At 72.6% G+C, this 23,984-nt stretch carries 22 protein-coding genes; 21 read left to right on the forward strand and 1 reads right to left on the reverse strand.

The annotated features are described in order from the left end of the window. The first annotated feature begins 2 nt into the window (after nt 1-2). The 15 genes from murD to OCS65_RS13630 all read left to right on the forward strand — a co-directional run bounded on the left by murD (nt 3) and on the right by OCS65_RS13630 (nt 17,209). Nucleotides 3-1,508, forward strand: coding sequence for a UDP-N-acetylmuramoyl-L-alanine--D-glutamate ligase (murD, locus tag OCS65_RS13560; protein ID WP_029544179.1), 1,506 nt, complete (start codon nt 3-5; stop codon nt 1,506-1,508). Further along, entirely contained in the window at nt 1,505-3,013 is a 1,509-nt protein-coding gene (gene ftsW / locus OCS65_RS13565; protein WP_006933403.1) for a putative lipid II flippase FtsW, read from the forward strand. Before murD ends, ftsW begins: the two co-directional genes overlap by 4 nt. Continuing rightward, nucleotides 3,010-4,164: an undecaprenyldiphospho-muramoylpentapeptide beta-N-acetylglucosaminyltransferase gene (gene murG, locus OCS65_RS13570; protein WP_006933407.1), complete on the forward strand. Its 1,155-nt coding sequence runs from the start codon at nt 3,010-3,012 to the stop codon at nt 4,162-4,164. The genes ftsW and murG overlap by 4 nt, the downstream gene beginning before the upstream one ends. Beyond that, nucleotides 4,161-5,693, forward strand: a complete 1,533-nt coding sequence (gene murC / locus OCS65_RS13575) for a UDP-N-acetylmuramate--L-alanine ligase (protein ID WP_029544177.1) — start codon at nt 4,161-4,163, stop codon at nt 5,691-5,693. Before murG ends, murC begins: the two co-directional genes overlap by 4 nt. Next, on the forward strand, nt 5,690-6,424 hold the full coding sequence (locus OCS65_RS13580) for a cell division protein FtsQ/DivIB (RefSeq protein ID WP_006933410.1): 735 nt from the start codon (nt 5,690-5,692) through the stop codon (nt 6,422-6,424). The genes murC and OCS65_RS13580 overlap by 4 nt, the downstream gene beginning before the upstream one ends. A 202-nt stretch (nt 6,425-6,626) precedes the next feature. Then, nucleotides 6,627-7,823, forward strand: a complete 1,197-nt coding sequence (gene ftsZ / locus OCS65_RS13585) for a cell division protein FtsZ (protein WP_006933411.1) — start codon at nt 6,627-6,629, stop codon at nt 7,821-7,823. Then, entirely contained in the window at nt 7,820-8,575 is a 756-nt protein-coding gene (gene pgeF / locus OCS65_RS13590; RefSeq protein ID WP_231772757.1) for a peptidoglycan editing factor PgeF, read from the forward strand. Before ftsZ ends, pgeF begins: the two co-directional genes overlap by 4 nt. Then, complete coding sequence (locus tag OCS65_RS13595) at nt 8,572-9,309, forward strand: YggS family pyridoxal phosphate-dependent enzyme (RefSeq protein ID WP_006933413.1); 738 nt, start codon at nt 8,572-8,574, stop codon at nt 9,307-9,309. Before pgeF ends, OCS65_RS13595 begins: the two co-directional genes overlap by 4 nt. A gap of 31 nt (nt 9,310-9,340) precedes the next feature. Next, nucleotides 9,341-10,009, forward strand: coding sequence for a cell division protein SepF (locus tag OCS65_RS13600; RefSeq protein ID WP_006933414.1), 669 nt, complete (start codon nt 9,341-9,343; stop codon nt 10,007-10,009). Nucleotides 10,010-10,123: 114 nt separating this feature from the next. Further along, nucleotides 10,124-10,414: a YggT family protein gene (locus OCS65_RS13605; protein ID WP_003938221.1), complete on the forward strand. Its 291-nt coding sequence runs from the start codon at nt 10,124-10,126 to the stop codon at nt 10,412-10,414. Nucleotides 10,415-10,562: 148 nt separating this feature from the next. Then, nucleotides 10,563-11,417, forward strand: coding sequence for a DivIVA-like cell division protein Wag31 (gene wag31, locus OCS65_RS13610; protein WP_043801962.1), 855 nt, complete (start codon nt 10,563-10,565; stop codon nt 11,415-11,417). A gap of 43 nt (nt 11,418-11,460) precedes the next feature. Beyond that, on the forward strand, nt 11,461-11,682 hold the full coding sequence (locus OCS65_RS13615; RefSeq protein WP_006933419.1) for a hypothetical protein: 222 nt from the start codon (nt 11,461-11,463) through the stop codon (nt 11,680-11,682). Between the two features lie 289 nt (nt 11,683-11,971). Beyond that, nucleotides 11,972-15,133 carry an isoleucine--tRNA ligase gene (ileS, locus tag OCS65_RS13620; protein ID WP_006933421.1) on the forward strand — a complete coding sequence of 1,054 codons (3,162 nt, stop codon included), beginning with the start codon at nt 11,972-11,974 and terminating at the stop codon, nt 15,131-15,133. Between the two features lie 90 nt (nt 15,134-15,223). Further along, nucleotides 15,224-16,567, forward strand: a complete 1,344-nt coding sequence (locus OCS65_RS13625; RefSeq protein ID WP_231772758.1) for a DNA polymerase IV — start codon at nt 15,224-15,226, stop codon at nt 16,565-16,567. 144 nt (nt 16,568-16,711) lie between these two features. Continuing rightward, on the forward strand, nt 16,712-17,209 hold the full coding sequence (locus OCS65_RS13630) for a WKL family lipoprotein (protein WP_029544171.1): 498 nt from the start codon (nt 16,712-16,714) through the stop codon (nt 17,207-17,209). Nucleotides 17,210-17,273: 64 nt separating this feature from the next. Here the strand turns inward: OCS65_RS13630 and OCS65_RS13635 are convergent, their stop codons facing one another. Next, entirely contained in the window at nt 17,274-18,218 is a 945-nt protein-coding gene (locus OCS65_RS13635; RefSeq protein WP_373867512.1) for a hypothetical protein, read from the reverse strand. A gap of 48 nt (nt 18,219-18,266) precedes the next feature. Here OCS65_RS13635 and lspA point away from each other — a divergent pair, with 48 nt between their 5' ends. From lspA to rarD, 6 genes are all read left to right on the forward strand, one after another. Then, nucleotides 18,267-18,902 carry a signal peptidase II gene (gene lspA / locus OCS65_RS13640; protein WP_037200951.1) on the forward strand — a complete coding sequence of 212 codons (636 nt, stop codon included), beginning with the start codon at nt 18,267-18,269 and terminating at the stop codon, nt 18,900-18,902. A gap of 14 nt (nt 18,903-18,916) precedes the next feature. Next, nucleotides 18,917-19,825, forward strand: coding sequence for an RluA family pseudouridine synthase (locus OCS65_RS13645; protein WP_174824791.1), 909 nt, complete (start codon nt 18,917-18,919; stop codon nt 19,823-19,825). A gap of 11 nt (nt 19,826-19,836) precedes the next feature. Beyond that, on the forward strand, nt 19,837-20,466 hold the full coding sequence (locus OCS65_RS13650) for a hypothetical protein (protein WP_006933435.1): 630 nt from the start codon (nt 19,837-19,839) through the stop codon (nt 20,464-20,466). A 57-nt stretch (nt 20,467-20,523) separates the two neighbouring features. Then, nucleotides 20,524-22,296 (forward strand): DUF2207 domain-containing protein, encoded by a 1,773-nt coding sequence (locus tag OCS65_RS13655; protein ID WP_006933436.1) that lies wholly within the window; start codon nt 20,524-20,526, stop codon nt 22,294-22,296. Between the two features lie 70 nt (nt 22,297-22,366). Further along, nucleotides 22,367-22,930, forward strand: a complete 564-nt coding sequence (locus OCS65_RS13660) for a LemA family protein (protein ID WP_006933437.1) — start codon at nt 22,367-22,369, stop codon at nt 22,928-22,930. 46 nt (nt 22,931-22,976) lie between these two features. Further along, complete coding sequence (rarD, locus tag OCS65_RS13665) at nt 22,977-23,900, forward strand: EamA family transporter RarD (protein WP_006933438.1); 924 nt, start codon at nt 22,977-22,979, stop codon at nt 23,898-23,900. Nucleotides 23,901-23,984: the final 84 nt, after the last annotated feature.

Here is a 23,984-nt window from a genome sequence, read left to right on the forward strand (position 1 = left end):
CCGTGACAGACGAACTGCGCCGCCAAGACCTGGACCGGCTCCGCGGCGCCCGCGTGCTCGTCGCCGGCGGCGGGATGTCCGGTCGTGCCACCCTCGCCCCCCTCAGCGACCTCGGCGCGACGGTGACCGTCACCGACCGCGACCCGCAGGCCCTCGCGCGCTGCCGTGAGCTCGGCGCCGACACCGTCGATCTCGACGACCTCGTCGCGGACGCGTCGTCGCTGCACGAGTATGCGCTGGTCGTGACGAGCCCCGGCTTCGCGCCCGACGCGCCGCTGCTCTCGCACGCCGCCGGCGCCGCCGTACCGATCTGGGGCGACATCGAGCTGTCCTGGCGCATCGACCGCGCCGAGATCTACGGCCCGCCGCGGCGCTGGCTCGTCGTCACCGGCACCAACGGCAAGACCACGACGACGACGATGCTGCAGTCGATCCTCGAGGCCGCCGGGCTCGCGTCCGTGGCGTGCGGCAACATCGGCCTGCCGGTCCTCGACGCGCTGCGCCGCGCGGACCCCCGCGCCGACGTCCTCGCCGTGGAACTGTCGTCGTTCCAGCTGCACTGGGCGCCGTCCGTGCGGCCCGAGGCCGGCGTGATCCTCAACATCGCCGAGGACCACCTGGACTGGCACGGCGGGATGGCGGGCTACATCGACGCCAAGGCACGGGCGCTGTCCGGCACCGTGGGGGTGCTCGGCCTCGACGATCCGATCGCCGGGGGCCTGCGCGACCGGTCCCGTGCCGTCGTCACCGTCGGCTTCACGCTCGGCTACCCGCAGCCCGGTGAGCTCGGCATCAGTGGCGACGTTCTGGTCGACCGGGCCTTCGCCGACTCGGCGGTGCTCGCCTCGGTCGTCGACGTGACCCCTGCCGGGCCGGCCGGCCTGTCGGATGCGCTCGCCGCCGCCGCGCTGGCCCGCGCGATCGACGTCCCCGCCTCCGCGGTGCACGACGGTCTGCGCCGGCACCGGGTCGGTCCGCACCGCGCCGCCCCGGTCGGCACCGTCGGCGGCGTGGAGTACGTCGACGATTCGAAGGCCACCAATCCGCACGCGGCCCGCACGTCGCTGCTCGCCCACGACCGGGTGGTGTGGGTGGCCGGGGGCCTGCTCAAGGGCGCCCACGTCGACGACCTGGTGGCGGAGGTCGCACCCCGCCTCGCCGGGGTGGTGCTGCTCGGCCGCGACGCCGACCGCATCGCCGACGCGCTGGCGCGACACGCCCCCGAGGTCCCCATGGTCCTCCTCGACACGCGCGACGATGGGCAGATGAGCACGAGCGAACCGAGGACGGCCCCGGCTGCGGCGCGCCGGGTGGCGCTGCCGGGGGCGGACGGACCCGCGGCCATGCGGGTCGCGGTGCGTGAGGCGGCGTCGCTGGCGACGGCGGGCGACACCGTGCTGCTGGCGCCGGCCGCCGCGTCGCTGGACATGTTCGCCGACTACGCGCAGCGTGGTCGCGCGTTCGCCGCCGCGGTCGAGGAGCTGCGCGGGGGCGGGACGGGGCAGTGAACGCCCCGCAGCCCGCCGACGGGACGGCGCGGAACCGGGTCGGGCTGTGGCTGGCCCGGCCGCTGGCCTCGTTCCACCTGATCGTCACGATCGCGGTGCTGCTCACCGTGCTGGGCCTGGTGATGGTCCTGTCGTCGTCGAGCGTCGAGGCCGTCGCCACCAACGGCTCGGCCTACGGCCTGTTCACCTCGCAGGCGATCTTCGCCGCTCTCGGCCTGGTCATCTTCTATTTCGCCCTGATCGTTCCGGTGCGGGTGCTGCGCCGGTTCTCGTTCCCGGCGTTCGCGGTCACCGTCGTGCTGCTGGTGCTGGTGCTCATCCCCGGCATCGGCACGCTGTCCCAGGGCACCCGGGGGTGGTTCGTCATCGCCGGCGTGTCGCTGCAGCCGTCGGAGCTGGCCAAGATCGCCATCGCCGTGTGGGGCGCGCACCTGCTGGCGTCGCGCCGCGGCGACCGCTCCAGCGCCCGCGAGATGATGGTTCCGCTGGTCCCGGCGACCCTGGTGGTGACCCTGCTGATCATCCTCCAGCCCGACCTGGGCACCACCGTCTCGCTCGCCATCATCGTCCTCGCGCTGCTCTGGTTCGCGGGTCTGCGGCTGCGGGTGTTCCTGACGATCGTCGGTACCGCCGCCGGCCTGGCGGTGCTCCTCGCGCTGACCGCCGGGTACCGGTCCGCGCGGGTGCGGGCCTTCTTCAACCCCGGCGCGGACCCGCAAGGCATCGGCTATCAGGCCCGTCAGGCGAAGTTCTCCCTGGCCGACGGCGGGTTCTGGGGCCGTGGGCTCGGGCAGAGCCGCGCCAAGTGGAGCTACCTGCCCAACGCACACAACGACTTCATCTTCGCCATCATCGGCGAGGAGCTCGGCTTCCTCGGCGGCCTGGCGGTGATCGGCCTGTTCGGTCTGTTCGCCTACGCCGGCCTGCGGATCTCGCTGCGATCGGTGGATCCGTTCCTGCGGCTGCTCACCGCCACCGCCACCACCTGGATCATCGGGCAGGCCTTCATCAACATCGGCTATGTCGTCGGGTTGCTGCCCGTCACCGGCCTGCAGCTTCCGCTCGTCTCGGCCGGCGGAACCTCTACCGCGACGACGCTGCTGATGTTCGGCCTGATCGCCAACGCGGCGCGGCACGAACCCGAGGCCGTCGCCGCCCTGCACGCCGGGCAGGACGGCCGCTTCGGGCGGCTGCTGCGGCTGCCCAAGCCGGAGCAGTACACGCCGTCGCGCGGTGAACCCGTGCGGCTCGACGCCTCCCGGCGTGCCGACCCCGGCCGGATCGAGGCACGCCGGGCCGGCACCGCCGACCGGGGCGGCGGCACGGCGACCCGGGAGCGGCAGACCCCACGGGGCCGCACGCCGCAGGAACGCGCCCGCGGTCAGGGCCGCGCGGCGCAGCCCGCCGCCCCGCGGGACCAACCCCCACGGCAGCCGCGGCGCCGCGCGGGCACCACGACGAACAGCAGAGACGGACGAACCGGAGAGCGAGGAAACCGTAGGTGAGCGGCGAGCAGTCTGCCCTGTCCGTGGTGGTGGCCGGGGGTGGCACCGCCGGGCACATCGAGCCGGCCCTCGCGGTCGCCGACGCGATCCGCCGGCTGGTGCCGACGGCGACGATCACCGCGCTGGGCACCGAGCGGGGGCTCGAGACCACCCTCGTGCCGCAGCGCGGGTATCCACTCGAGCTGATCCCGCCGGTGCCGCTGCCCCGCAAGCTCACCGCCGACCTGGCCAAGCTGCCGGCGCGGGTCCTCGCCTCGGTCCGCCGGACCCGCGAGGTGCTCGACCACACCCACGCCGACGTCGTCGTCGGATTCGGGGGCTACGTGGCGCTGCCCGCCTACCTGGCCGCCGGTGCCGGACCGCTGCGCCGCCGGCGCCGCATCCCCGTCGTCGTGCACGAGGCCAATGCCCGCGCCGGCATCGCCAACAAGATCGGGGCCCTGCGCGCCGAGCGTGTCCTGGCCGCCGTCCCGGGTTCGGGGATCGTGCGCCGCGGCGACGCCGAAATCGTCGGCATCCCGGTCCGGTCGTCGATCACCGGGCTGGACCGGGCGGCGCTGCGGGCGCAGGCGCGGGCGCACTTCGGGCTCCCCCCGGAGGGGCCGGTGCTGCTGGTGTTCGGTGGCTCGCAGGGCGCCCGTTCGCTCAACGAGGCCGTCTCGGGAGCCGCCGGTCCGCTCGCCGCGGCGGGCATCGCCGTGCTGCACGCCCACGGCCCGAAGAACACCCTCGACGTGCCCGCACGTCCCGAGCACGACCGGTATCCCTACGTCGCCGTGCCCTACCTGACCCGGATGGACCTGGCGTACTCCGCCGCCGACGCGGTGATCTGCCGCTCCGGGGCGATGACCGTCGCCGAGGTGTCCGCGGTCGGCCTGCCGGCGGTGTACGTGCCGCTGCCGCACGGCAACGGGGAGCAGGAACTCAATGCCCGGCCGGTGGTGGCGGCGGGAGGTGGAATGATCGTGGCGGACGAGGAACTGACGCCGGCGTTCGTGGCCGATGCGGTGATCCCCCTGCTGCGCGACGCAGCCCGCCTGACCGAGATGGGACGGCGTGCGGCAGGGGCGGGCCACCGCAGCGCCGCCGCCGAGGTGGCGCGGATCGTGCTGGACGTCGCAGGCGTGGAAGCGAACAGGAGTGATCGATGAGCGAGCAGCTGCCCCCGCAGCTCGAGCGGGTGCACATGGTGGGTATCGGCGGGGCCGGGATGTCCGGCATCGCCCGGATCCTGCTCGCTCGCGGCGGGAAGGTCTCCGGATCGGACGCCAAGGAGAGCCGCGGCGTGCTGGCGTTGCGCGCGCGGGGGGCCTCGGTGCGCATCGGACACGACGCGAGCGCGCTGGATCTGCTCGAGGGCGGCCCCACCGCCGTGGTGACGACCCACGCCGCGATCCCCCAGGACAACCCCGAGCTGGTCGCCGCCCGGGAACGCGGCGTTCCCGTCCTGCTGCGCCCGGCGGTGCTGGCGGCCCTGATGCGCGGGCACCGCACCTTCCTGGTCGCCGGCACGCACGGCAAGACATCGACGACGTCGATGCTGGTGGTGACGCTGCAGCACTGCGGCTTCGACCCGTCCTTCGCGGTGGGCGGCGAGCTCAACGAGTCCGGCACCAACGCGCACCACGGCAGCGGCGACGTGTTCGTCGCCGAGGCCGACGAGAGCGACGGCTCGCTGCTGCAGTACGACCCCGACGTGGTGATCGTGACCAACATCGAGGCGGACCACCTCGACTTCTTCGGCACGGAAGAGGCATACGTGCGGGTGTTCGACGAGTTCGTCGACCGCATCGCCCCCGGCGGGCTGCTCGTGGCGTGCCTCGACGACCCCGGCTCGGCCGCCCTGGCGCGGCGGGCGACGGCCCGTCGCGCCGACGACCTGCGGATCACCGGATACGGCACGGCGGCAGTGGTGGGCGACCGCGCCGAGGTGGACGGCGTGCCGGTCGGCGTGCGGCTGCTCAACTGGGAGGCCAAGGACGTCGGGGGAGTCGCCGAGTTCCACCTCGCCGACGAGGCGGCGCCGCGCACGGTGCGGTTGTCCGTCCCCGGCCGGCACATGGCCCTCAACGCGCTCGCCGCACTGCTCGCCTCCCTCGAGGCGGGCGCCCAGGTCGAGGAGGCCGTCGAGGGCCTGGCCGGCTTCGGGGGCGTGCACCGGCGATTCCAGTACAGCGGCCGCGAGCACGGCGTGCGGGTGTTCGACGACTACGCCCACCATCCCACCGAGGTCCGCGCCGTCCTCGCCGCGGCCGCGGAACTGGTCGCCGGCGAACCGGTCCGCTACACCGAGACCGGCACCGAACGACCCCGCGTGATCGTCGTCTTCCAGCCGCACCTGTACTCGCGCACCGAGACCTTCGCCACCGAGTTCGGTGCGGCCCTCGACCTCGCCGACGAGGTCGTGGTGCTGGACGTCTACGGTGCGCGGGAGGAGCCCCGGCCGGGCGTGAGCGGAGCCCTCGTCGCGCGATCGGTGTCCAAGCCCGTGCACTACCAGCCGGATCTGTCCCTCGTGCCGCGGCAGGTCGCGCGGCTGAGCCGTCCCGGCGACGTCGTGATCACCATGGGCGCCGGCGACGTGACCATGCTCGGGCGCCAGATCCTCGACGCATTGCGCAGCAAGCCGGGCCGGCTGCGGCCGGGGGCTCCTGCCGGACCGGGGCCGGTCGGGTCGTGACGCCCGCCTCCGCCACCCGCACCCGGCCCCGCCGGGCGGCGCGGCCCGCGCGACGGCCGTCGGGCCGGTCCGTGCGGGTGCGGACCGTGCTGATCGGCGCGGCGGTGGTGGCGGCCGTGCTCGGACTGATCGCGGCCGCCTGGCTGTCGCCGCTGCTGTCGGTGCGCAACGTGGAGGTCGTCGGCGCGACGGCGATCCCGCAGGACGAGGTGCTGGCCCGCCTCGAGCTGGCGGAGGGCACGCCGCTGCTGCAGGTCGACACCGCGGCGGCGGCGCAGCGGGTCGCCACGTTGCCGCGGGCCGCGTCGGTGCGGGTACAGCGCGTGTACCCGTCCACCGTGCGGGTCACGGTGACCGAGCGGGAGGCGGTGTTCTTCGTCGACGCGCCGGACGGCACCCACTCGCTCGACGCGGACGGGGTGGACTTCGCGGTCGAGCCGCCGCCCATGCTGACCCCGCGCCTCGTCACCCCCGGCCCCGGTCCCGGCGATCCGGCGACGGCCGCGGCGATCGAGGTGCTCGAGGCGCTGCCGCCCGAGCTGCGCGTCCAGGTGGGCGAGGTGGCCGCTCCGTCGGCGTCGGAGGTCTCGCTCACGCTGCACGACGGCCGGATCGTGGTGTGGGGAGGGGTGGAGCGCTCGGAGCGCAAGGCTCAGGTGGTGCTGCCGCTGCTCACCCAGCCCGGCCGGACCTACGACGTGGCGGGCCCCGACCTGCCGACGGTGCGATGACGGCGCGGACGGCGATCGAGGCACGGCGACGAAAATCGTGACCGCCGTCGGCGCGCCTGCTGGCGGATCGCCGCCACCGTGCCATAGCGTTTCGCAGCAGTCGAGATACTTGACATAACCATCGACCTGTGGTTGAGGGTTTGTCCGTACCTCACCCGATGATGATCGAAGCGTGACCGATTTCTCAGGAAGGCGAGAGCCCATGACGCCCCCGCACAACTACCTCGCCGTAATCAAGGTCGTCGGTATCGGCGGTGGCGGCGTGAACGCGGTCAACCGCATGATCGAACAGGGACTCAAGGGAGTCGAGTTCATCGCGGTGAACACCGACGCCCAGGCCCTGCTCATGTCCGACGCCGACGTCAAGCTCGACGTGGGCCGTGAGCTCACCCGGGGGCTCGGCGCCGGCGCGGATCCCGAGGTCGGCCGCAAGGCCGCCGAGGACCACAAGGACGAGATCGAAGAGGTGCTCAAGGGCGCCGACATGGTCTTCGTCACCGCCGGCGAGGGCGGCGGGACCGGCACCGGCGGCGCGCCCGTGGTCGCGAGCATCGCCCGCAAGCTCGGTGCGCTGACCGTCGGCGTCGTCACGCGGCCGTTCTCGTTCGAGGGCAAGCGCCGCGGCGGCCAGGCCGACACGGGCATCCAGACCCTGCGCGAGTCCTGCGACACCCTCATCGTCATCCCCAACGACCGGCTGCTGCAGCTCGGCGACGCCGCCGTCAGCCTCATGGACGCGTTCCGCTCCGCCGACGAGGTGCTGCTCAACGGTGTCCAGGGCATCACCGACCTCATCACCACCCCCGGCCTGATCAACGTCGACTTCGCCGACGTCAAGGGCGTGATGTCCGGCGCCGGCAGCGCGCTGATGGGCATCGGTTCCTCCCGCGGTGAGGGCCGGGCCATCAAGGCCGCCGAGGCGGCGATCAACTCGCCGCTGCTCGAGGCGTCGATGGAAGGCGCGCGCGGCGTGCTGCTGTCCATCGCCGGCGGCTCCGACCTCGGCCTGTTCGAGATCAACGAGGCGGCTTCGCTGGTGCAGGAGGCCGCCCACATCGACGCGAACATCATCTTCGGCACCGTCATCGACGACTCCCTGGGCGACGAGGTGCGCGTCACCGTCATCGCGGCCGGGTTCGACGGCGGCACCCCGGCGCGGCGTCCCGTGGAATCGGCCCCGCCGACCACCGCAACGCGCGGCGGCACCATCGGCGCGGGACGTGCCGGCGACGTCGGCCGCCCGGAGCGGGAGCGGGCCGAGGAGATGCCGGCGCGCGAGCAGCAGCCCGTCGCGGGCAGTTCGCTGCCGCCGATCGGGTCTGCGCAGCCGGCACGGCCGGTGGAGGTCGACGAGGACGGCGACGACGACGTCGACGTGCCGATCTTCATGCGCCGGTGACGGTGGCACAGTCGGCTCTCCGGGCGCGGCGGGTCGTCACCACCCGCGCCGGCGGCGTCTCCGCCCCGCCCTACGACTCGTTCAATCTCGGTGACCACGTGGGTGACGACCCGGCGGCGGTCGAGGCGAACCGTCGCCGCCTCGCCGCGGCGATCGGGCAGCCCTACGAGCGGCTGGTGTGGATGGAGCAGATCCACAGCCGCAACGTCACCGTCGTGGACGGCCCGGTCGACGGCCCGGTGCCCGCGACCGACTCCCTGGTCACGCGCGAGCCCGGCCTCGCGCTCGTCACCCTGAGCGCGGACTGTGTGCCGGTGCTGCTCTCGGACGAGGAGGCGGGCGTGATCGCCGCGGTGCACGCGGGCCGGATCGGCGCCCGCGTGGGCATCGTTCCCCGCGTCCTGGACACGATGGTCGAGCTCGGTGCGCACCGCGAGCGCATCGGCGCGTTCCTCGGGCCCGCCGCGAGCGGACGCCGGTACGAGGTGCCCGCCTCGATGCAGGCCGACGTCGAGGCCCACCTGCCCGGCAGCGCCACCCGCACCGTGCGGGGCACGCCCGGGCTGGACCTGCGCGCGGGGCTGCGCCGGCAACTGCGCGCGCACGGCGTCGTGGCGGTCGCGGAGGATCCCCGGTGCACCATCGAGGATCCGATGTTGTTCAGTCATCGCCGTCAGGCGCCGACCGGGCGGTTGGCGGCGGTGATCTGGCTCGAGGCCGTATCGGCCACCGGTGCCGGGGGTGGCCGGTGAGCGCAGCGGATCCCGGCGCGCGGCGCGCCGAGATCGCGGACGGGCTGCGGCGGGCACGCGAGCGGCTCGACGCCGCGGCCCGGGCCGCCGGCCGCGACCCGGCGGAGATCGCCCTGCTGCCGGTGACGAAGTTCTTCCCGGTCTCCGACGTGGAGATCCTCTACGGACTCGGGTGCCGGGCCTTCGGCGAATCCCGCGAACAGGAGGCCGCCGCGAAGGTTGCCGAATTCCGTTCGCGTACAACCGATCCCGCTGTCGCATGGCACATGATCGGCAGGCTGCAGCGCAACAAGGCGCGTGCCGTCGCCCGCTGGGCCCACACCGTGCACTCGGTCGACAGCGTCCGGTTGGCGCACGCACTGGACGCCGGTGCGCAGGCCGCGCGGGAGTCCGGCGACCGCGAGACGCCCGTACGGGTGCTGCTGCAGGTCAGCCTCGACGACGATCCGCAGCGGGGCGGGGTGAGCGCCGCGGACCTGCCCGCACTCGCGGACGAGGTCGCCGCCGCCGGCGGACTCGAGTTGCGGGGCCTGATGGCGGTGCCGCCACTGGGATGGGACCCGGACGCCGCATTCGAACGGCTCGCCGGTCTCCACAGCGGGCTGCGCTCCGATCATCCCGAGGCCACCGAACTGTCGGCCGGCATGTCCGGCGACCTCGAGGCGGCGGTGCGATGGGGTTCGACATGCGTGCGTGTCGGAACCGCGGTGTTGGGCTCGCGGCCGTTAGCCTGAGTGTCGACCGCCGCGCGAGGAAGGTTGATCCATGAGCTCACTCCACAAGTTCAAGGCGTACTTCGGGATGGTGCCGCTCGAGGAATACGAGGACGACTACCTCGACGACCCCGCGAGCGCCCGCCGTGAGCGCGACCGGGAGTACGACGAGCCGCCGTACGCCGGCGGTGGTTACGGCCCGTCGCACCGCGACGAGTACAAGGCGGCGCGCCGGGAGGACGCCGGCCGCGACTTCGAGCCGGACGGCTTCGATCGCTACGAGCCCCCCGTGCGGGCGGCCCGCGTGGAGCCGATCACGGCCCGCGCACCGCGCCCGACCCCGCCGCCGGCCCGCGCCGCCGCGCGGTCGTCGCTCGGCTCCGAGGGCCGGCTCGAACGGTCCGAGGCCCGTCGCGGCGCACTGTTCGACGAGGGAGGCCCGTTGTCGAAGATCACCACGCTGCGTCCCCGGGACTACGGCGAGGCCCGCACCATCGGCGAGCGGTTCCGCGACGGCACCCCGGTGATCATGGATTTGGTGGAGATGAGCAACGCCGACGCCAAACGGCTCGTCGACTTCGCCGCCGGGCTGGCCTTCGCGCTGCGCGGCTCGTTCGACAAGGTCGCCACCAAGGTGTTCCTGCTCTCCCCGGCGGACATCGACGTCTCCGCCGAGGAGCGCCGCCGGATCGCGGAGACGGGGTTCTACAACCAGCAGTGACCTGAACCCGCAGCGGCGGTTCCGGCACGGTCGACGCCCGGTGCCCGGTGTACAACACCGGACGCCGGGCGTTTCGGTTTGGCTCGATCCGCCGTCGTCGGGCAGAGTGGGCGGGTGGCCGTATTCGAGGTGCTCTGGTTCCTGCTGTTCATTTTCTGGCTGCTGCTGATCGGCCGGATCATTGTCGAGTTCATCCGGACGTTCGCGCGGGACTGGAAGCCGACGGGATTCGTCGTCGTCGTTCTCGAAGCAATCTTCACGGTCACCGATCCGCCGGTGAAACTGTTGCGCCGGCTCATTCCTCCGCTGAATCTCGGGGGAGTGCGACTGGATCTGTCCATCATGGTGCTGCTGTTCATCGTCTACTTCCTGATGGCGTTCATTCCCCGAGGTGGGACGCTCTGAGGGCCGACACCTGCTCGGACGATCCGCGCGAAAGCCGCCCTGTGCCAGAATGGGGTGCCAGTTACAGTGAGTTTGATACGCGTGACGCACTGTGGATATAACTGAATGCTTGCTTGACCGCTCACACGACGCGTGAAGGGATCCTTCCATGCCGCTGACCCCAGCTGATGTGCACAATGTCGCGTTCAGCAAGCCGCCGATCGGAAAGCGTGGCTACAACGAGGACGAGGTCGACGCGTTCCTGGATCTCGTCGAGCAGGAACTGACCCACCTGATCGAGGAGAACGCCGACCTGCGGCAGCGGGTGGCCGAGCTCGACCAGGAGCTCGCCGAGGCCAAGAAGGGTGCCCGACCCGGCGCGGCGGCACCGGCCCAGCCGGCCAAACCGGAGCCCGCTCGCGTCGTCGAGGCGCCGAAGCCGCCGGAACCCGCTCCGGCGCCGGCGCCCGCACCGGCCCCCGCACCGGTTGCGGCCGCACCGGCCTCCGGAGACGCGAGCATGCAGGCCGCCAAGGTCCTGGGCCTGGCCCAGGAGATGGCGGACCGCCTCACCGGCGACGCCAAGGCCGAGGCCGAGGAGCTGCTGCGCAACGCCCGCACCAATTCCGAGCAGCTCATCTCCGATGCGCGCACCCGCAGCGAGGCGATGATCGCCGACGCGCGGCAGAAGTCCGAGGCGATGCTCGCCGACGCCCGCACCCGCTCCGAGACGCAGCTGCGCCAGGCCAAGGAGAAGGCCGACGCGCTGCAGGCGGACGCCGAGAAGAAGCACACCGAGATCATGGCGACGATCAACCAGCAGCGCTCGGTGCTCGAGGGCCGCATCGAGCAGCTCAAGACCTTCGAGCGCGAGTACCGGGTGCGCCTGAAGTCCTACCTCGAATCTCAGCTCGAGGAGCTCGAACAGCGCGGTTCCGCCGTGCCGGTCGACGGTGGCCAGGAGGCGTTCAATCAGTCGAACTCCTCGTTCGGTTCCACGTCCTTCGCCAAGGGCAACAGCTGATCGAGGCGGCGGTCCGATGGTCGGGTTCCGATGAGGGTGCGCCGTGCTGGTGGTGACTCTCGCCCTTGCAGCCGTCGGCTTCGGCATGCTCGTCGTGGCCCTCATGACGGGGTCCGTGCTGTGGGCCTGGGGTTGCATCGTCGTGTGTGTGGTGGGCGCGGTCCTGTTGCTGATCAGCGCATTGAGTGGCAAGCGGACCGCGCCCCCGACGACGACGGGATCCGAGCCGAGACGGCGCCGCGAGGGACGCGATCCGAGCGAGTGAGCGCGGCGGCATAGAATAGTCCGAGAACAGTTTGCAGTGCTTTCCCCCGGCAGCCGCCGGGGACGGCGTCGATCCGGCCATCACCGGGGAGCCTTCGGAAGAACGGCCGTGCCGACCGGCACGACTCAGTAGAACCGAACGGGTGGGCCCGTCACAGCCCGAACGAGAGGCCCGTCCGGCCGGCAGAGCCCGGAGGGACGGTGCAAGCGGGGTGGTACCGCGGTTGCCGGCGCACAGGGCGCGGCGATCGTCCCCGTGCCGGACACGTCTAGGCACGAGGAGTCACGCTGTGACGAAGAGCACCCCCGACCGCCCGCAGGCCCCCGACGCACCGACCGGCGGATACCCGCGCGTCGACTACGGGGTCGCCAAGGACTCGGGCATCGACTTCCCCGAGCTCGAGGTGAAGGTCCTCGACGGGTGGGCGAAGGACGACACCTTCCGCGCCTCGGTCGCGAATCGCGACGGCGCCGACGAGTTCGTCTTCTACGACGGCCCGCCCTTCGCGAACGGCCTGCCCCACTACGGGCACCTGCTCACCGGCTACGTCAAGGACCTCATCCCGCGCTTCCAGACGATGCGCGGCAAGAAGGTCGAACGGCGCTTCGGCTGGGACTGTCACGGCCTGCCCGCCGAGCTCGAGGCGGAGAAGCAGCTCGGGATCAAGGACAAGTCCGAGATCGACACGATGGGGCTGGCCGAGTTCAACGCCTACTGCAAGACGTCGGTGCTGCGGTACACCGGGGAGTGGCGCGACTACGTCACCCGGCAGGCCCGCTGGGTGGACTTCGACAACGACTACAAGACCCTGGACCTCGACTTCATGGAGTCGGTCATGTGGGCCTTCAAGCAGCTCTACGACAAGGGCCTGATCTACCAGGGCTTCCGGGTCCTGCCGTACTCGTGGTACGAGCAGACCCCGCTGTCGAACCAGGAGACCCGGCTCGACGACGCCTACAAGATGCGTCAGGACCCGGCCGTCACCGTCGACATGGTGGTGCGCGCACCGGGCAGCGAACTCGACGGCGCCAACGCCCTGATCTGGACCACCACGCCGTGGACGCTGCCGTCCAACCTCGCGATCGCGGTGCACCCCGACATCACCTACGTCGCCGTCCGCGTGGGCGAGGGTGACGACGCGAGGACGTATGTGCTCGCGGAGGACCGACTCGGTCACTACGCCCGCGAGTTCGGCGACGAACCCGAGGTGCTGGGCCGGTACACCGGCGCGGACCTCGTCGGCCTGGCCTACGAGCCGCCGTTCGACTTCTTCGTGGGCCGGGAGAACGCCCACCGGATCATCGCGGCCGACTACGTCACCACCGACTCCGGCACCGGAATCGTCCACCTGGCACCGGCCTTCGGTGAAGAGGACATGGAGTACTGCCAGCGCAACGGCATCGAGCTGGTGCAGCCGCTCGATCCGGGCGGAAAGTTCACCGCCCTCGTTCCGCCCTACGAGGGTCTGCAGGTCTTCGACGCCAACCCGGTGATCATCAAGGACCTCAAGGCCGCCGGAAAACTGTTGCGGCACGAGACGATCGAGCACTCCTACCCGCACTCGTGGCGGTCCGGCCGGCCGCTGATCTACATGGCGGTCCCGTCGTGGTTCGTCGCCGTGACCCGGTTCCGGGACCGCATGGTGGAGCTGAACCAGCAGATCACCTGGGTGCCCGAGCACATCCGCGACGGCCAGTTCGGCAAGTGGCTCGAGGGTGCCCGCGACTGGAACATCAGCCGGAACCGCTACTGGGGCAGCCCCATCCCCGTGTGGGTCTCGGACGATCCGGCCTACCCGCGCGTCGACGTGTACGGCTCCCTCGACGAGCTCGAACGCGACTTCGGGGTGCGGCCGAGCGACCTGCACCGGCCGATGATCGACGAGCTGACCCGCCCCAACCCGGACGACCCGACCGGGAAGTCGACGATGCGCCGCGTCCCCGAGGTGCTCGACTGCTGGTTCGAGTCGGGGTCGATGCCGTTCGCCCAGGTGCACTATCCGTTCGAGAACACCGAATGGTTCGACTCGCACTATCCCGGCGACTTCATCGTCGAGTACAACGGTCAGACCCGCGGCTGGTTCTACACCCTGCACGTGCTCGCCACCGCGCTGTTCGACCGCCCCGCGTTCAAGACCGTCGCGGCCCACGGCATCGTGCTGGGCGACGACGGGCTGAAGATGAGCAAGTCCAAGGGCAACTACCCCGACGTCAACGAGGTTTTCGCCCGCGACGGCTCCGACGCCATGCGCTGGTTCCTGATGTCCTCGCCCATCCTGCGCGGCGGCAACCTCGTCGTCACCGAGCAGGGCATCCGCGAGGGCGTCCGGCAGGCGCTGCTGCCGCTGTGGAACGCGTGGAGCTTCCTGCAGCTGTACGCGTCCAAGCCCGGCACGTGGCGCACCGACTCGCCGCACGTGCTCGACCGGTACATCCTGGCCAAGCTCGCCGCCACCCGCGACGCCATCACCGACGCGCTCGAGGTGGTCGACATCGCCGGAGCATGCGACGAGCTGCGTACCTTCAGCGACGCCCTCACCAACTGGTACGTGCGCCGCTCCCGCAGCCGGTTCTGGGACGAGGACGCCGACGCGATCGACACCCTGCACACGGTGCTCGAGGTCGTCAGCCGCCTCGCCGCCCCCATGCTGCCGCTGGTCACCGAGGTGATCTGGCGCGGCCTGACCGGCGGCCGCTCCGTGCATCTGGCGGACTGGCCGGCCGCCGGGGACCTGCCGGCCGACCCGGCCCTGGTCGAGTCGATGGACGAGGTCCGCTCGGTGTGCTCGACGGTGCTGTCGCTGCGCAAGGCCCAGAAGCTGCGCGTGCGGCTGCCGCTCCCGCAGGTCACCGTCGCCGCCCCCGAGGCGCACCGGCTGCAGCCGTTCGCCGAGCTCGTCCAGGACGAGGTCAACGTCAAGTCGGTCGAGCTGACCGAGGACGTCGATGCGCACGGCCGCTTCGAGCTGGTCGTCAACGCCCGGGCCGCGGGACCGCGCCTCGGCAAGGACGTGCAGACGGTGATCAGGGCCGTCAAGGCCGGGGACTGGTCCGAGGCGGCCGACGGCACCGTCACGGCCGCCGGTATCGCGCTGCTGCCGGAGGAGTACACCACCCGCCTGGTCGCGGCGGAGCCGGAGTCGACGGCCGCGCTGCCCGGCGGCGCCGGCCTGGTGGTGCTGGACTCCACGGTCACCGAGGAGCTCGAGGCCGAGGGCTGGGCGAAGGACCGGATCCGCGAGCTGCAGGACGCGCGCCGCAACCTGGGCCTGGACGTCTCGGACCGCATCTCCGTCGTGTTCGAGGTGCCGGCCGACCGCGCCGACTGGGCACTGCGGCACCGCGAGCTCATCGCCTCGGAGGTGCTCGCCACCAGCTTCGAACTCGCGCCCGCCGGGGACGGGGCGCTCGACCTCGGTGAAGGGGTGCGCGCGGCCATCGTCAAGGCATGAGCGTCCCGGTGACCGGGGTGCGCGGCGCGGCCACGACGGCGGTGACGCCGATGCGGGCGTGATGTCGGTGCGAGGGGCGAGGATGCCCGGGTGCCCCCCGTGGTGAATCCGAGCGGTCGGCGCTGGGTGCTGCACCTGGACCTGGACGCCTTCTTCGCCTCCGCCGAACAACTGACCCGGCCGACCCTACGGGGTCGGCCGGTGCTCGTCGGCGGCCTCGGCGCGCGCGGCGTCGTCGCCGGGGCCAGCTACGAAGCCCGCGTCTTCGGGGCGCGGTCGGCGATGCCGATGAGCCGGGCCCGCCGGCTGGTGGGGCCCGCCGCGGTGGTGCTGCCGCCGCGCGGGGTGCTGTACCAGGCGCTCAGCCAGACCGTGTTCGACGTGTTGCGCGAGCGCATCCCCGTGCTCGAGACGCTGTCGCTCGACGAGGCGTTCGCCGAACCCGCCGAGCTCGCCGGCGCCGCCCACCACGACGTGGAACGGTTCTGTGCGCGGCTGCGCGACGAGGTGCGGGCCCGCACCGGCCTCGTCGCGTCCGTCGGCGCCGGCTCCGGCAAGCAGATCGCCAAGATCGCCTCCGGCCTCACCAAGCCCGACGGAGCGCTCGTCGTGCGTCCCGAGGAGGAGTTGGCACTGCTGCACGGCCTGCCGGTACGCAAGCTGTGGGGGATCGGACCGGTGTCGGAGGAGCGCCTGCGGCGTCTGGGCATCGACACGATCGGTGACCTCGCGGCGCTGCCGGTCCCGGAGGCGGCCTCGATCCTGGGCGCCACGGTCGGCCCGGCGCTGCACCGGCTCGCCAACGGGCACGACGATCGACCGGTCGTCGAACGCGCCGACGCCAAGCAGGTCAGCGCCGAGACGACGTTCCCGACGGACATCGTCACCCTCGCCGAGCTGCGACGTGCCGTCACCGGCAGCGCCGCCGCAGCGCATCGCCGGTTGCGGCGCGACGGCCGGGCCGCCCGGACCGTCGTGCTCAAGCTGCGCAAGGCCGACATGAGCATCCTCACCCGCTCGTCGACGCTGCCGTACGCCACCGAGGATGTGGCGACGCTCACGGCGGCGGCGCAGCGGCTGGTGCTCGACCCGCTCGAGATCGGCCCGATCCGCCTCGTCGGCGTCAGCCTCGCCGGCCTGTCCAGCATCCGGCAGGAGTCGCTGTTCCCCGAGCTCGAGCAGCCCCCGGAGGACCCGGTGGAGTCGTCGCCGGACGCCGGGCCGGAGCACCTCACGACGGTGACGGGACGGCGGTGGCGTCCCGGCACGGACGTGCGGCATCCGGAGTTCGGACACGGCTGGGTGCAGGGCGCCGGGCACGGCGTGGTGACGATCCGCTTCGAGACGCGCTCGACCGGGCCGGGGCCGGCCCGCACCCTCGACGAGAACGATCCCGCCCTCTCCGAGGCCGATCCGCTCGCCGGCCTCGGGTGAGCGCGCGGGCCCCGCCGCTCTCACGGTCTTCTTACTACCGCCGGGTACGCTTACGGGCGATCCGCTGTCCCGGTGGAGCATCCGCTGCTGGATGAACCGAGCACGGTACACCCGTGCACGATCGAGAACGAGAAGGACGAGAAGTTGAAGCTTCGCAAGATCACTGTCGCCACGGTGGCTCTGGCCGCCGCCCTCACGATGTCCGCCTGCAGCTCGGACGACGGAGGTAGCTCGACCTCGACCTCGGCGAAGACCACCACCAGCACCACGACCGCCGCCGCGCAGTACCCGCCGGTGCCGACCGTCGAGGACCTCAACGCCATGCTGGCCAAGGCGTTCGACGAGACCGTCCCGGCCGAGGAGAAGGTGAACCTCGTGCAGGGTGCCGAGCAGGATCCCGCCCTGATCGACCAGGTCGCCGCCGCGGCCAAGCAAGCCGGCGCGCAGATCACCGTCCTGGACGTCAACGACAACCAGAACGGCACGGTCACCGCCGGCATCGAGACCCTGCTGGCCGGTGCGCAGCAGCCCGCCGTCGGCACCGTCGACTTCGTCGCGGAGAACGGCGTGTGGAAGCTGTCGAAGAACAACGCCTGCGCCATCGTCGCGACGGCCCAGCTGCAGTCGCCGGCCTGCGCCTGACGTAGACCGACACGGCGGCCGGGGCGGAGATCCGCCCCGGCCGCCGCCGCGTCCGCCCGTCCGCTCAGGACTGCCAGCGCACCCGGTCCACCAGGGTCTGCGCCAGACGGGTGGTGCCCGCGGGATCGCTGTACGCCTGCTCCCCGCCGACCGTGAGGTCCCCGGCGATCGGGAGCGGCCGGCCGAGGTCGATGGTCATCGTGCCTTCGCCGGTCATCTCGTACCGGTCGATGGTCAGCCGACCGGACCCGTTCGGCAGCGCCCAGGTGGCCTCGCGCGGGGTCTGGGTGATGCGCAGGTGCACGGTCAGCAGGTCGCCGTCCCGCTCGAGCAGGCTCGCGGTGGCGACCTGATCGAGCGCCATCCCGCTCATCACCTGTTGGTGGATCTCCCACACCCCACCCACGCCGATCTCCTCCTCGGGGAACGACACCATCCGGTACACGGCCTGGTAGAAGGCCTGCTCGATGGCCGATCGGGCGATGTCCGCGGAGTCCGGCGTGGGATCGAGCCGCAGCGCGCTCACCGCGCCGGACGGGGACATCGTCAGTCCCGCCTCGGATCCCCGAGCGGGCCCGAGCGCTGCGGCGAGGGCCGCATCCGGCGAGGTGGCGTCGTCGATCCGCAGGTCCACGAGGCTGCTCGGCGAGGCGTCCGACACGGCGTCGCTCACCCGCGCGGTGAGCGGCAACGTCAGTTCGGGGGTGGAGAAGTCCTGTGCCGGCTGATCGCCGATCGACTGGAAGACCTGCGAGGCGGTCGTCAGCGCCACCTGCTGGCTCGTGTCGACGGGTGGGGTGAGCCGGATCCGGCTGCGCGGCTCGGCCCCCGGCTCCAGGACCACCGCGGTGACCGCGGCGACGGGCACCGTGACCTCCGTCGAGGTCGCCGTCGACGTGGGGGCGGCACCGTCGGCGGAGTTGCCGCACCCGGCGAGGAGGGTGGTCAGGGACAGGGCCACACCGAGGGAGCGGGCCCTCGGGCGGGCGAATCTGGGCAGCACAGGCACGCACCCCAGGGTAGCCACGGCGGGCGGGGTGGCCGTCGCGCTCCTCGGATGGGGGATGATGGCAGGGTGACCGACGACCCCACCGAGCACGATGCCCACCCCGACGCCGTCGCGGAACCCCCGGTTGCGTCGTCCTCGGCCGGAACCCCGGCGAAGGACGCGCCCGCGCCGGCCCGGCGGCTGCGCGAGCTGCTCGCCCTCGCCGCGGTGATCTTCGGGTTCGACCTGCTCACCAAGGTGCTGGCCGTCCACTACATCGATCCGGCCGATCCCGTCTCGATCGTCGGGGACACCGTGACGCTCACGTTGGTGCGCAACCCGGGCGCCGCCTTCTCGATGGCCACCGGCATGACGTGGCTGCTGACCCTGGTCGCCGTCGCCGTCGTGGTGGGCGTGGTCAGGATCGGCCGCACGCTGCGATCGGGCTGGTGGGCGCTGGGACTCGGGCTCGTCCTCGGGGGCGCGCTGGGTAATCTCGTCGACCGGATCTTCCGTTCCCCGGGCCCGCTGCAGGGCCACGTCGTCGACTTCGTGTCGGTCGGCTGGTGGCCGGTGTTCAACGTCGCCGATTCCGCCATCGTCTGCGGCGCGATCCTGCTCGTGGCGCTGACCGTCTTCGGCGTCGAACCGGACGGCTCGCGGAAGACCGGCTCCTCCGACAGCAGAAAGGAAGCACACAAGTGAGAGAAACCCGGGCGATGCCCGTCCCCGACGGGCTCGACGGGATGCGGGTCGACGCGGGCCTGGCACGGCTGCTCGGCCTGTCGCGCACGGCGATCGCCGCCCTGACCGAGGAGGGAGCCGTCCTGGTCGACGGTGCCGCCGCGGGCAAGTCCGATCGACTGTCCGCCGGTTCCTGGCTCGAGGTGGAACTGCCCGAGCCGCCCCGGCCCCTCACCATCGAGGCGACGCCCGTGGAGGGCATGGAGATCCTCTATGCGGACGACGACATCGTCGCCGTCGACAAGCCCGTCGGCGTCGCCGCGCACGCGAGCGTCGGCTGGACCGGGCCGACCGTGATCGGCGGACTGGCGGCCGCCGGATTTCGCATCTCCACCTCCGGCGCCCACGAGCGGCAGGGCATCGTCCACCGCCTCGACGTCGGCACGTCCGGGGTCATGGTCGTCGCGACGTCCGAGCGCGCCTACACGGTGCTCAAGCGGGCCTTCAAGCAGCGCACCATCGACAAGCGCTACCACGCCCTCGTGCAGGGGCACCCCGATCCGAGCAGCGGCACGATCGACGCGCCGATCGGCCGGCATCGCAGCAGCGACTGGAAGTTCGCCGTCACCGCCGACGGCAAGCCCAGCATCACCCACTACGACACGATCGAGGCGTTCCAGGCCGCGAGCCTGCTCGACATCCACCTCGAGACCGGCCGCACCCATCAGATCCGCGTGCACTTCTCCGCGCTGCGGCACCCCTGCTGCGGTGACCTGACCTACGGCGCCGACCCGCGCCTGGCCGAGCGGCTCGGCCTCGAGCGGCAGTGGCTGCACGCCCGGTCGCTCGGGTTCGCGCATCCCGCCGACGGGCGCTGGATCGAGATCACCAGCAAGTACCCGGCCGACCTCGAGCACGCGCTCGCCGTGCTGCGCAGCGCCTGACCGTGCGGCGCGTGTCCCTGCCGTGGGCGGCGACGGCGGCACTGCTGCTGGCGGTGCTCGCGGCCGGGCTGCTCACGCCGGCCCGGACGGCGACGGTGCGCACCGACACCCTCGGCCCCGACCACGGCGAGGCGGTCGCCGGCTACCTCGCGCGCGCCCAGGCGAGCGTCGAGTCCGGCACCGGCGAACCGCGGTGGGGCCTGGTGTCCTTCGCGACGCCGGTGACGGTCGAGCAGGCGGCGGCGCTGCCGGGAGACCCTCGCATCGCGCAGGTGCTGTTCCGCGTCCCGATCGAGCGGGTGCAGACCCCACTGGTCCCGGTCGCCGTGCCCGCCCATCGGGAGGCGCTGCTGCGTGCGCCCGCCGTCGCGGCGGGCCGGCTGCGGCAGGCGGGCGGCGCCGACCGGGCCGCGCGCGTCGCCGCGGTCTCGGCCGATCGTCTCGCGGACGGGTGCGCCTGCGTCGTCGGCGTCGTGGTGCGCGTCGCGCCGGCGACGGCGTCGGAGCTCGCCGCGGCCCCCGGCGTCCGCGCCGTCGAACTGCTGCCCGCGGACGCGGTCGCCGGCGCGTTCTCGGTGAACCCGCTGCTGCCCGAGCACGTCGACGTCGTCGCTCCGGGACCGGACGACGGCGAGCCCTGAGATCCGGTCGCGCAGGATCGGCGGGACAGACGCCTCGCCGGTGGGTACGGTGGCGCGGTGGCACGGGTTCTGGGGTATCTCCTGGTTGCGCTGCTCGCTGCGACCGGTCTGCTGTGGCCGCTGCTCGCCGGACTCGACACCGGCGACGCATCCGCCGCGTCGGATCCGGCGCGGATCACGAACTACACCGCCGACTACACCGTCGAGGCCGACGGCGGGCTCACCGCCACCGAAACCGTCACGGTCGCCTTCCCGGCCGGCCGGCACGGCATCTTCCGGTACTGGGACGTCACCACGGGCGCCGATCCGCACGTGCGCCACATCCCCGAGATCGTCTCCGTCGAACGCGACGGCGCGCCCGAGCCGTTCGAGACGAGCCGGCAACAGGGACACCGATTCGTCGTCGCGAAGATCGGGGACCCCGACGTGTACCTGGAGCCGGGCACCCACACCTATCGCATCGAGTACACCACCGAGGGGGTCCTCGACCCACCGGGCGGCGCCGCCGCGACGTTCGACACGGCCGCGGGGACGGCCGCCCCGGTCGGCTCGGTGTTCCACTGGAGCGTGGTTCCCGGCGGGTGGGAGATGGCCATCGACCGGGCCGACATCACGGTGCGGCTGCCCGCGGCGTCCGGCCTGGTCGAATGTGCGGTGTCGGGGGCGGCCTGCATCCTCGGCGGGGCCGGCACCGACACCGTCTCCGTCGGGGTGACCGGGCTCGAACCCCGGACGGCGGTGAACGTGCGCATCGGGCTCGGGCTCGACGCCCCGGCCCGGGCCACGGTGCCCTGGCCGGTCGTCTGGGATCCCATCCTCGGGCGGTCGGCGCCGGTCGTGGCGGTGGTCGCGATGCTGAGCCTGCTCGGATTCGCCGTCGCGGCCCGGTGGGCGTGGACAGCCCGCGAACCCGAGCCGGGCCTGCCGGTGCTGTACTCGCCGCCCGACGGCTTCGGACCGGTGCAGACCGTCTACCTCGCCTCCGAGCGGCCCGGGCCCGCGCCGCTCGCGGCGACGCTGCTGTACGCCGCAGAGGAGGAACTGGTCGAGCTGCGCCCCGCCGGCGGCGGGAAGAAGTCCGACGTGTGGGAGGTCCGCGGCGTCGCGTCCGCGGACAGGTGGGCGGCGACGGACCCGGTGACCCGGGCGGTCGGCGACGCACTGCAGATCTCGTACCCCGGCGCGGTGCTGCGGGCCGACGGCTCGAAGTCGGCGGGGGAACGGTTGTCGAAGGCGACGACGGAGCTGGCGTCGCAGTGCCGGATCTGGGCCCGCACCGAGGGACTGGTGGCCCCGTCGGCCCGCGAGCGTCTCGGCAAGGCGGCGGTGGTGCTGGCGCTGGTCCTCGCGGTGGTCGGGTTCGCGGTGCCGGTGTGGCCGAGCATGTGGGGCCTGCCGGCGGCGGCGTTCGTGTTCGGCGGATGGGAGCTGTTGCGGCCGGAGGCGGGGACGCGGCGCACCGCGAAGGGCCGCGAGATGTGGTCGCGTGCCGGTGGGTTCCGGCGCATGCTCGTGACCCCGTCGAGCGAGGACCGCTACCGGTTCTCGGCGGAACGCGACCTCTACACCCGCTACATTCCGCACGCGGTCGCGTTCGGCGTGGCCGACCGGTGGGCGGAGAAGTACCGCACGGTCACCGGGTCCGAGCCGCCGGCGCCGGCGTGGTACCCGTATCCGGTCGGAGTGCACGGATTCGCCTCGGGGACCGGGGGATTCGACAGCTTCGAGTCGGCCCTGTCGTCGTCGATCGGCGCGTACACCGCGTCGCAGTCCTCGTCGTCGGGCGGCGGTGGTGGCGGTGGTGGCGGCGGCGGTGGCGGCTCGTGGTGACCGATCGCCGCGGTGAACGAGGCACCGGCGCGTCCGCACCGGTGCCGGGCTACGGAAGGAGGGCGGCTCCATGGTGACCGCAATCGTGATCGTCGTCGTGCTGGTGGTGGTGATCGGTGCCGTGTTCGTGGTCGGCTTCAACCGGCTGCGCCGCGCCGACGTGCTGGCCCAGGAGGCCCTCGGCGGCATCGACGTGCAACTGAGCCGGCGCGCGGACCTGGTGCCGAACCTCGTGGCGACGGTGCGCGGCTACGCGGCGCACGAGAAGAGCGTGCTCGAGGAGGTCACCGCCGCGCGCACCGCCGCGTCGCGGGCGGCTTCCGGCGGCACGGTCGCAGAGAAGGCCCAGGCCGACGCCCGGCTCGAGAAGGCGGTGTTCGACGTGCTCGCCGTCGCCGAGAACTACCCGGACCTGAAGGCATCGGCCAACTTCCTGGATCTGCAGCGCCAGCTCGGCGAGACCGAGGACCAGCTCGCCTTCGCCCGCCAGTACTACAACGACGCCGCGGGCCGGCTCAACACGTCGCTGAAGACGATCCCGTGGATGTTCTTCGCGGGACCGGCGGGTGTGCGCGAGCGCGAGTTCTACACCGCTCCGGCGGGCACGGAACTGCCGCCGACCGTGTCGTTCTGATCCACCCGGCGCGCGCGGTCGCGCCACCGGGCCCTACCGTTGAGCGGTGAGCAGCACCGCATCGCGCTTCGACGCCGGCATCGTGTGCGGGCTCGGCGCCTATCTGACGTGGGGACTCTTCCCGGCGTTCTTCGGGCTGCTCGAGCCCGCCGGACCCGTCGAGATCCTCGCCCACCGGGTGCTGTGGACGCTGCTGGCGATGCTGCTGCTGCTCGCCGTGCTCGGCCGGCTCGGCTCGCTGCGGGGACTGGGCGTGCGGGTGTGGGCCCTGGTCGCGGCGGCGTCGGTGGCCATCGCCGTCAACTGGGGTACGTACATCTACGGCGTCGTGTCGGGCCGGGTGGTCGAGACCGCGCTGGGCTACTTCATCAACCCGCTGGTCAGCGTGCTGTTCGGGGTGTTGTTCTTCCGGGAGCGCCTGCGCCGCGCCCAGGTCGCGGCCCTGTTCGTGGCGACCGCCGCGGTGGCGGTGATCACCGTGGACTACGGCCGGCCGCCGCTGATCGCGCTGACCCTGGCGTTCTCGTTCGCGCTGTACGGGGTGGTCAAGAAGATCGTGCCGCTCGATCCGCGGACGTCGCTGACGGGGGAGGGCATCGTCGCCGTGCCGTTCGCGGCGGGCTACCTGGTCTTCCTCGCCGTCACCGGCACCGGCACCTTCACCGGCCACGGGGCCGGGCACTCGCTGCTGCTCGTGTCGGCCGGGCTCGTCACGGCGCTGCCGCTGCTGCTGTTCGGGGCGGCCGCCCAGCGGGTGCCGCTGGTGACCCTCGGCATGCTGCAGTACCTGACCCCCGGCCTGCAGATGGCGTGGGGCGTGCTGGTGCTGCACGAGGACATGCCCGCCTCGCGGTGGATCGGCTTCGGGCTGATCTGGACCGCGCTGGCGGTGTTCACCGTCGACGCCGTTCTGCGGGCCCGCACGGCGCGCGGACGCCTCGAACCGGTCACCTCGAGTACACCGGAGTAACACCGGTCACGACTCGCCGCCGGCGCCGGTGTGGCGGTCCGATCCCGTCGCCGGGGAGGCCTACACTCGGGATGCTCACAGACC

The sequence above is a fragment of the Rhodococcus aetherivorans genome, assembly GCF_025722975.1.
Lineage (GTDB): Bacteria > Actinomycetota > Actinomycetes > Mycobacteriales > Mycobacteriaceae > Rhodococcus > Rhodococcus aetherivorans.

Bases quoted from the DNA above. Each gene is read 5' to 3' on its own strand.
- murC (WP_029544177.1), top strand. From the start codon at position 4,161: ATGAGCGAGCAGCTGCCCCCGCAGCTCGAGCGGGTGCACATGGTGGGT.
- ftsZ (WP_006933411.1), top strand. From the start codon at position 6,627: ATGACGCCCCCGCACAACTACCTCGCCGTAATCAAGGTCGTCGGTATC.
- OCS65_RS13600 (WP_006933414.1), top strand. From the start codon at position 9,341: ATGAGCTCACTCCACAAGTTCAAGGCGTACTTCGGGATGGTGCCGCTC.
- wag31 (WP_043801962.1), top strand. From the start codon at position 10,563: ATGCCGCTGACCCCAGCTGATGTGCACAATGTCGCGTTCAGCAAGCCG.
- lspA (WP_037200951.1), top strand. From the start codon at position 18,267: ATGGGGGATGATGGCAGGGTGACCGACGACCCCACCGAGCACGATGCC.
- OCS65_RS13645 (WP_174824791.1), top strand. From the start codon at position 18,917: ATGCCCGTCCCCGACGGGCTCGACGGGATGCGGGTCGACGCGGGCCTG.
- OCS65_RS13660 (WP_006933437.1), top strand. From the start codon at position 22,367: ATGGTGACCGCAATCGTGATCGTCGTCGTGCTGGTGGTGGTGATCGGT.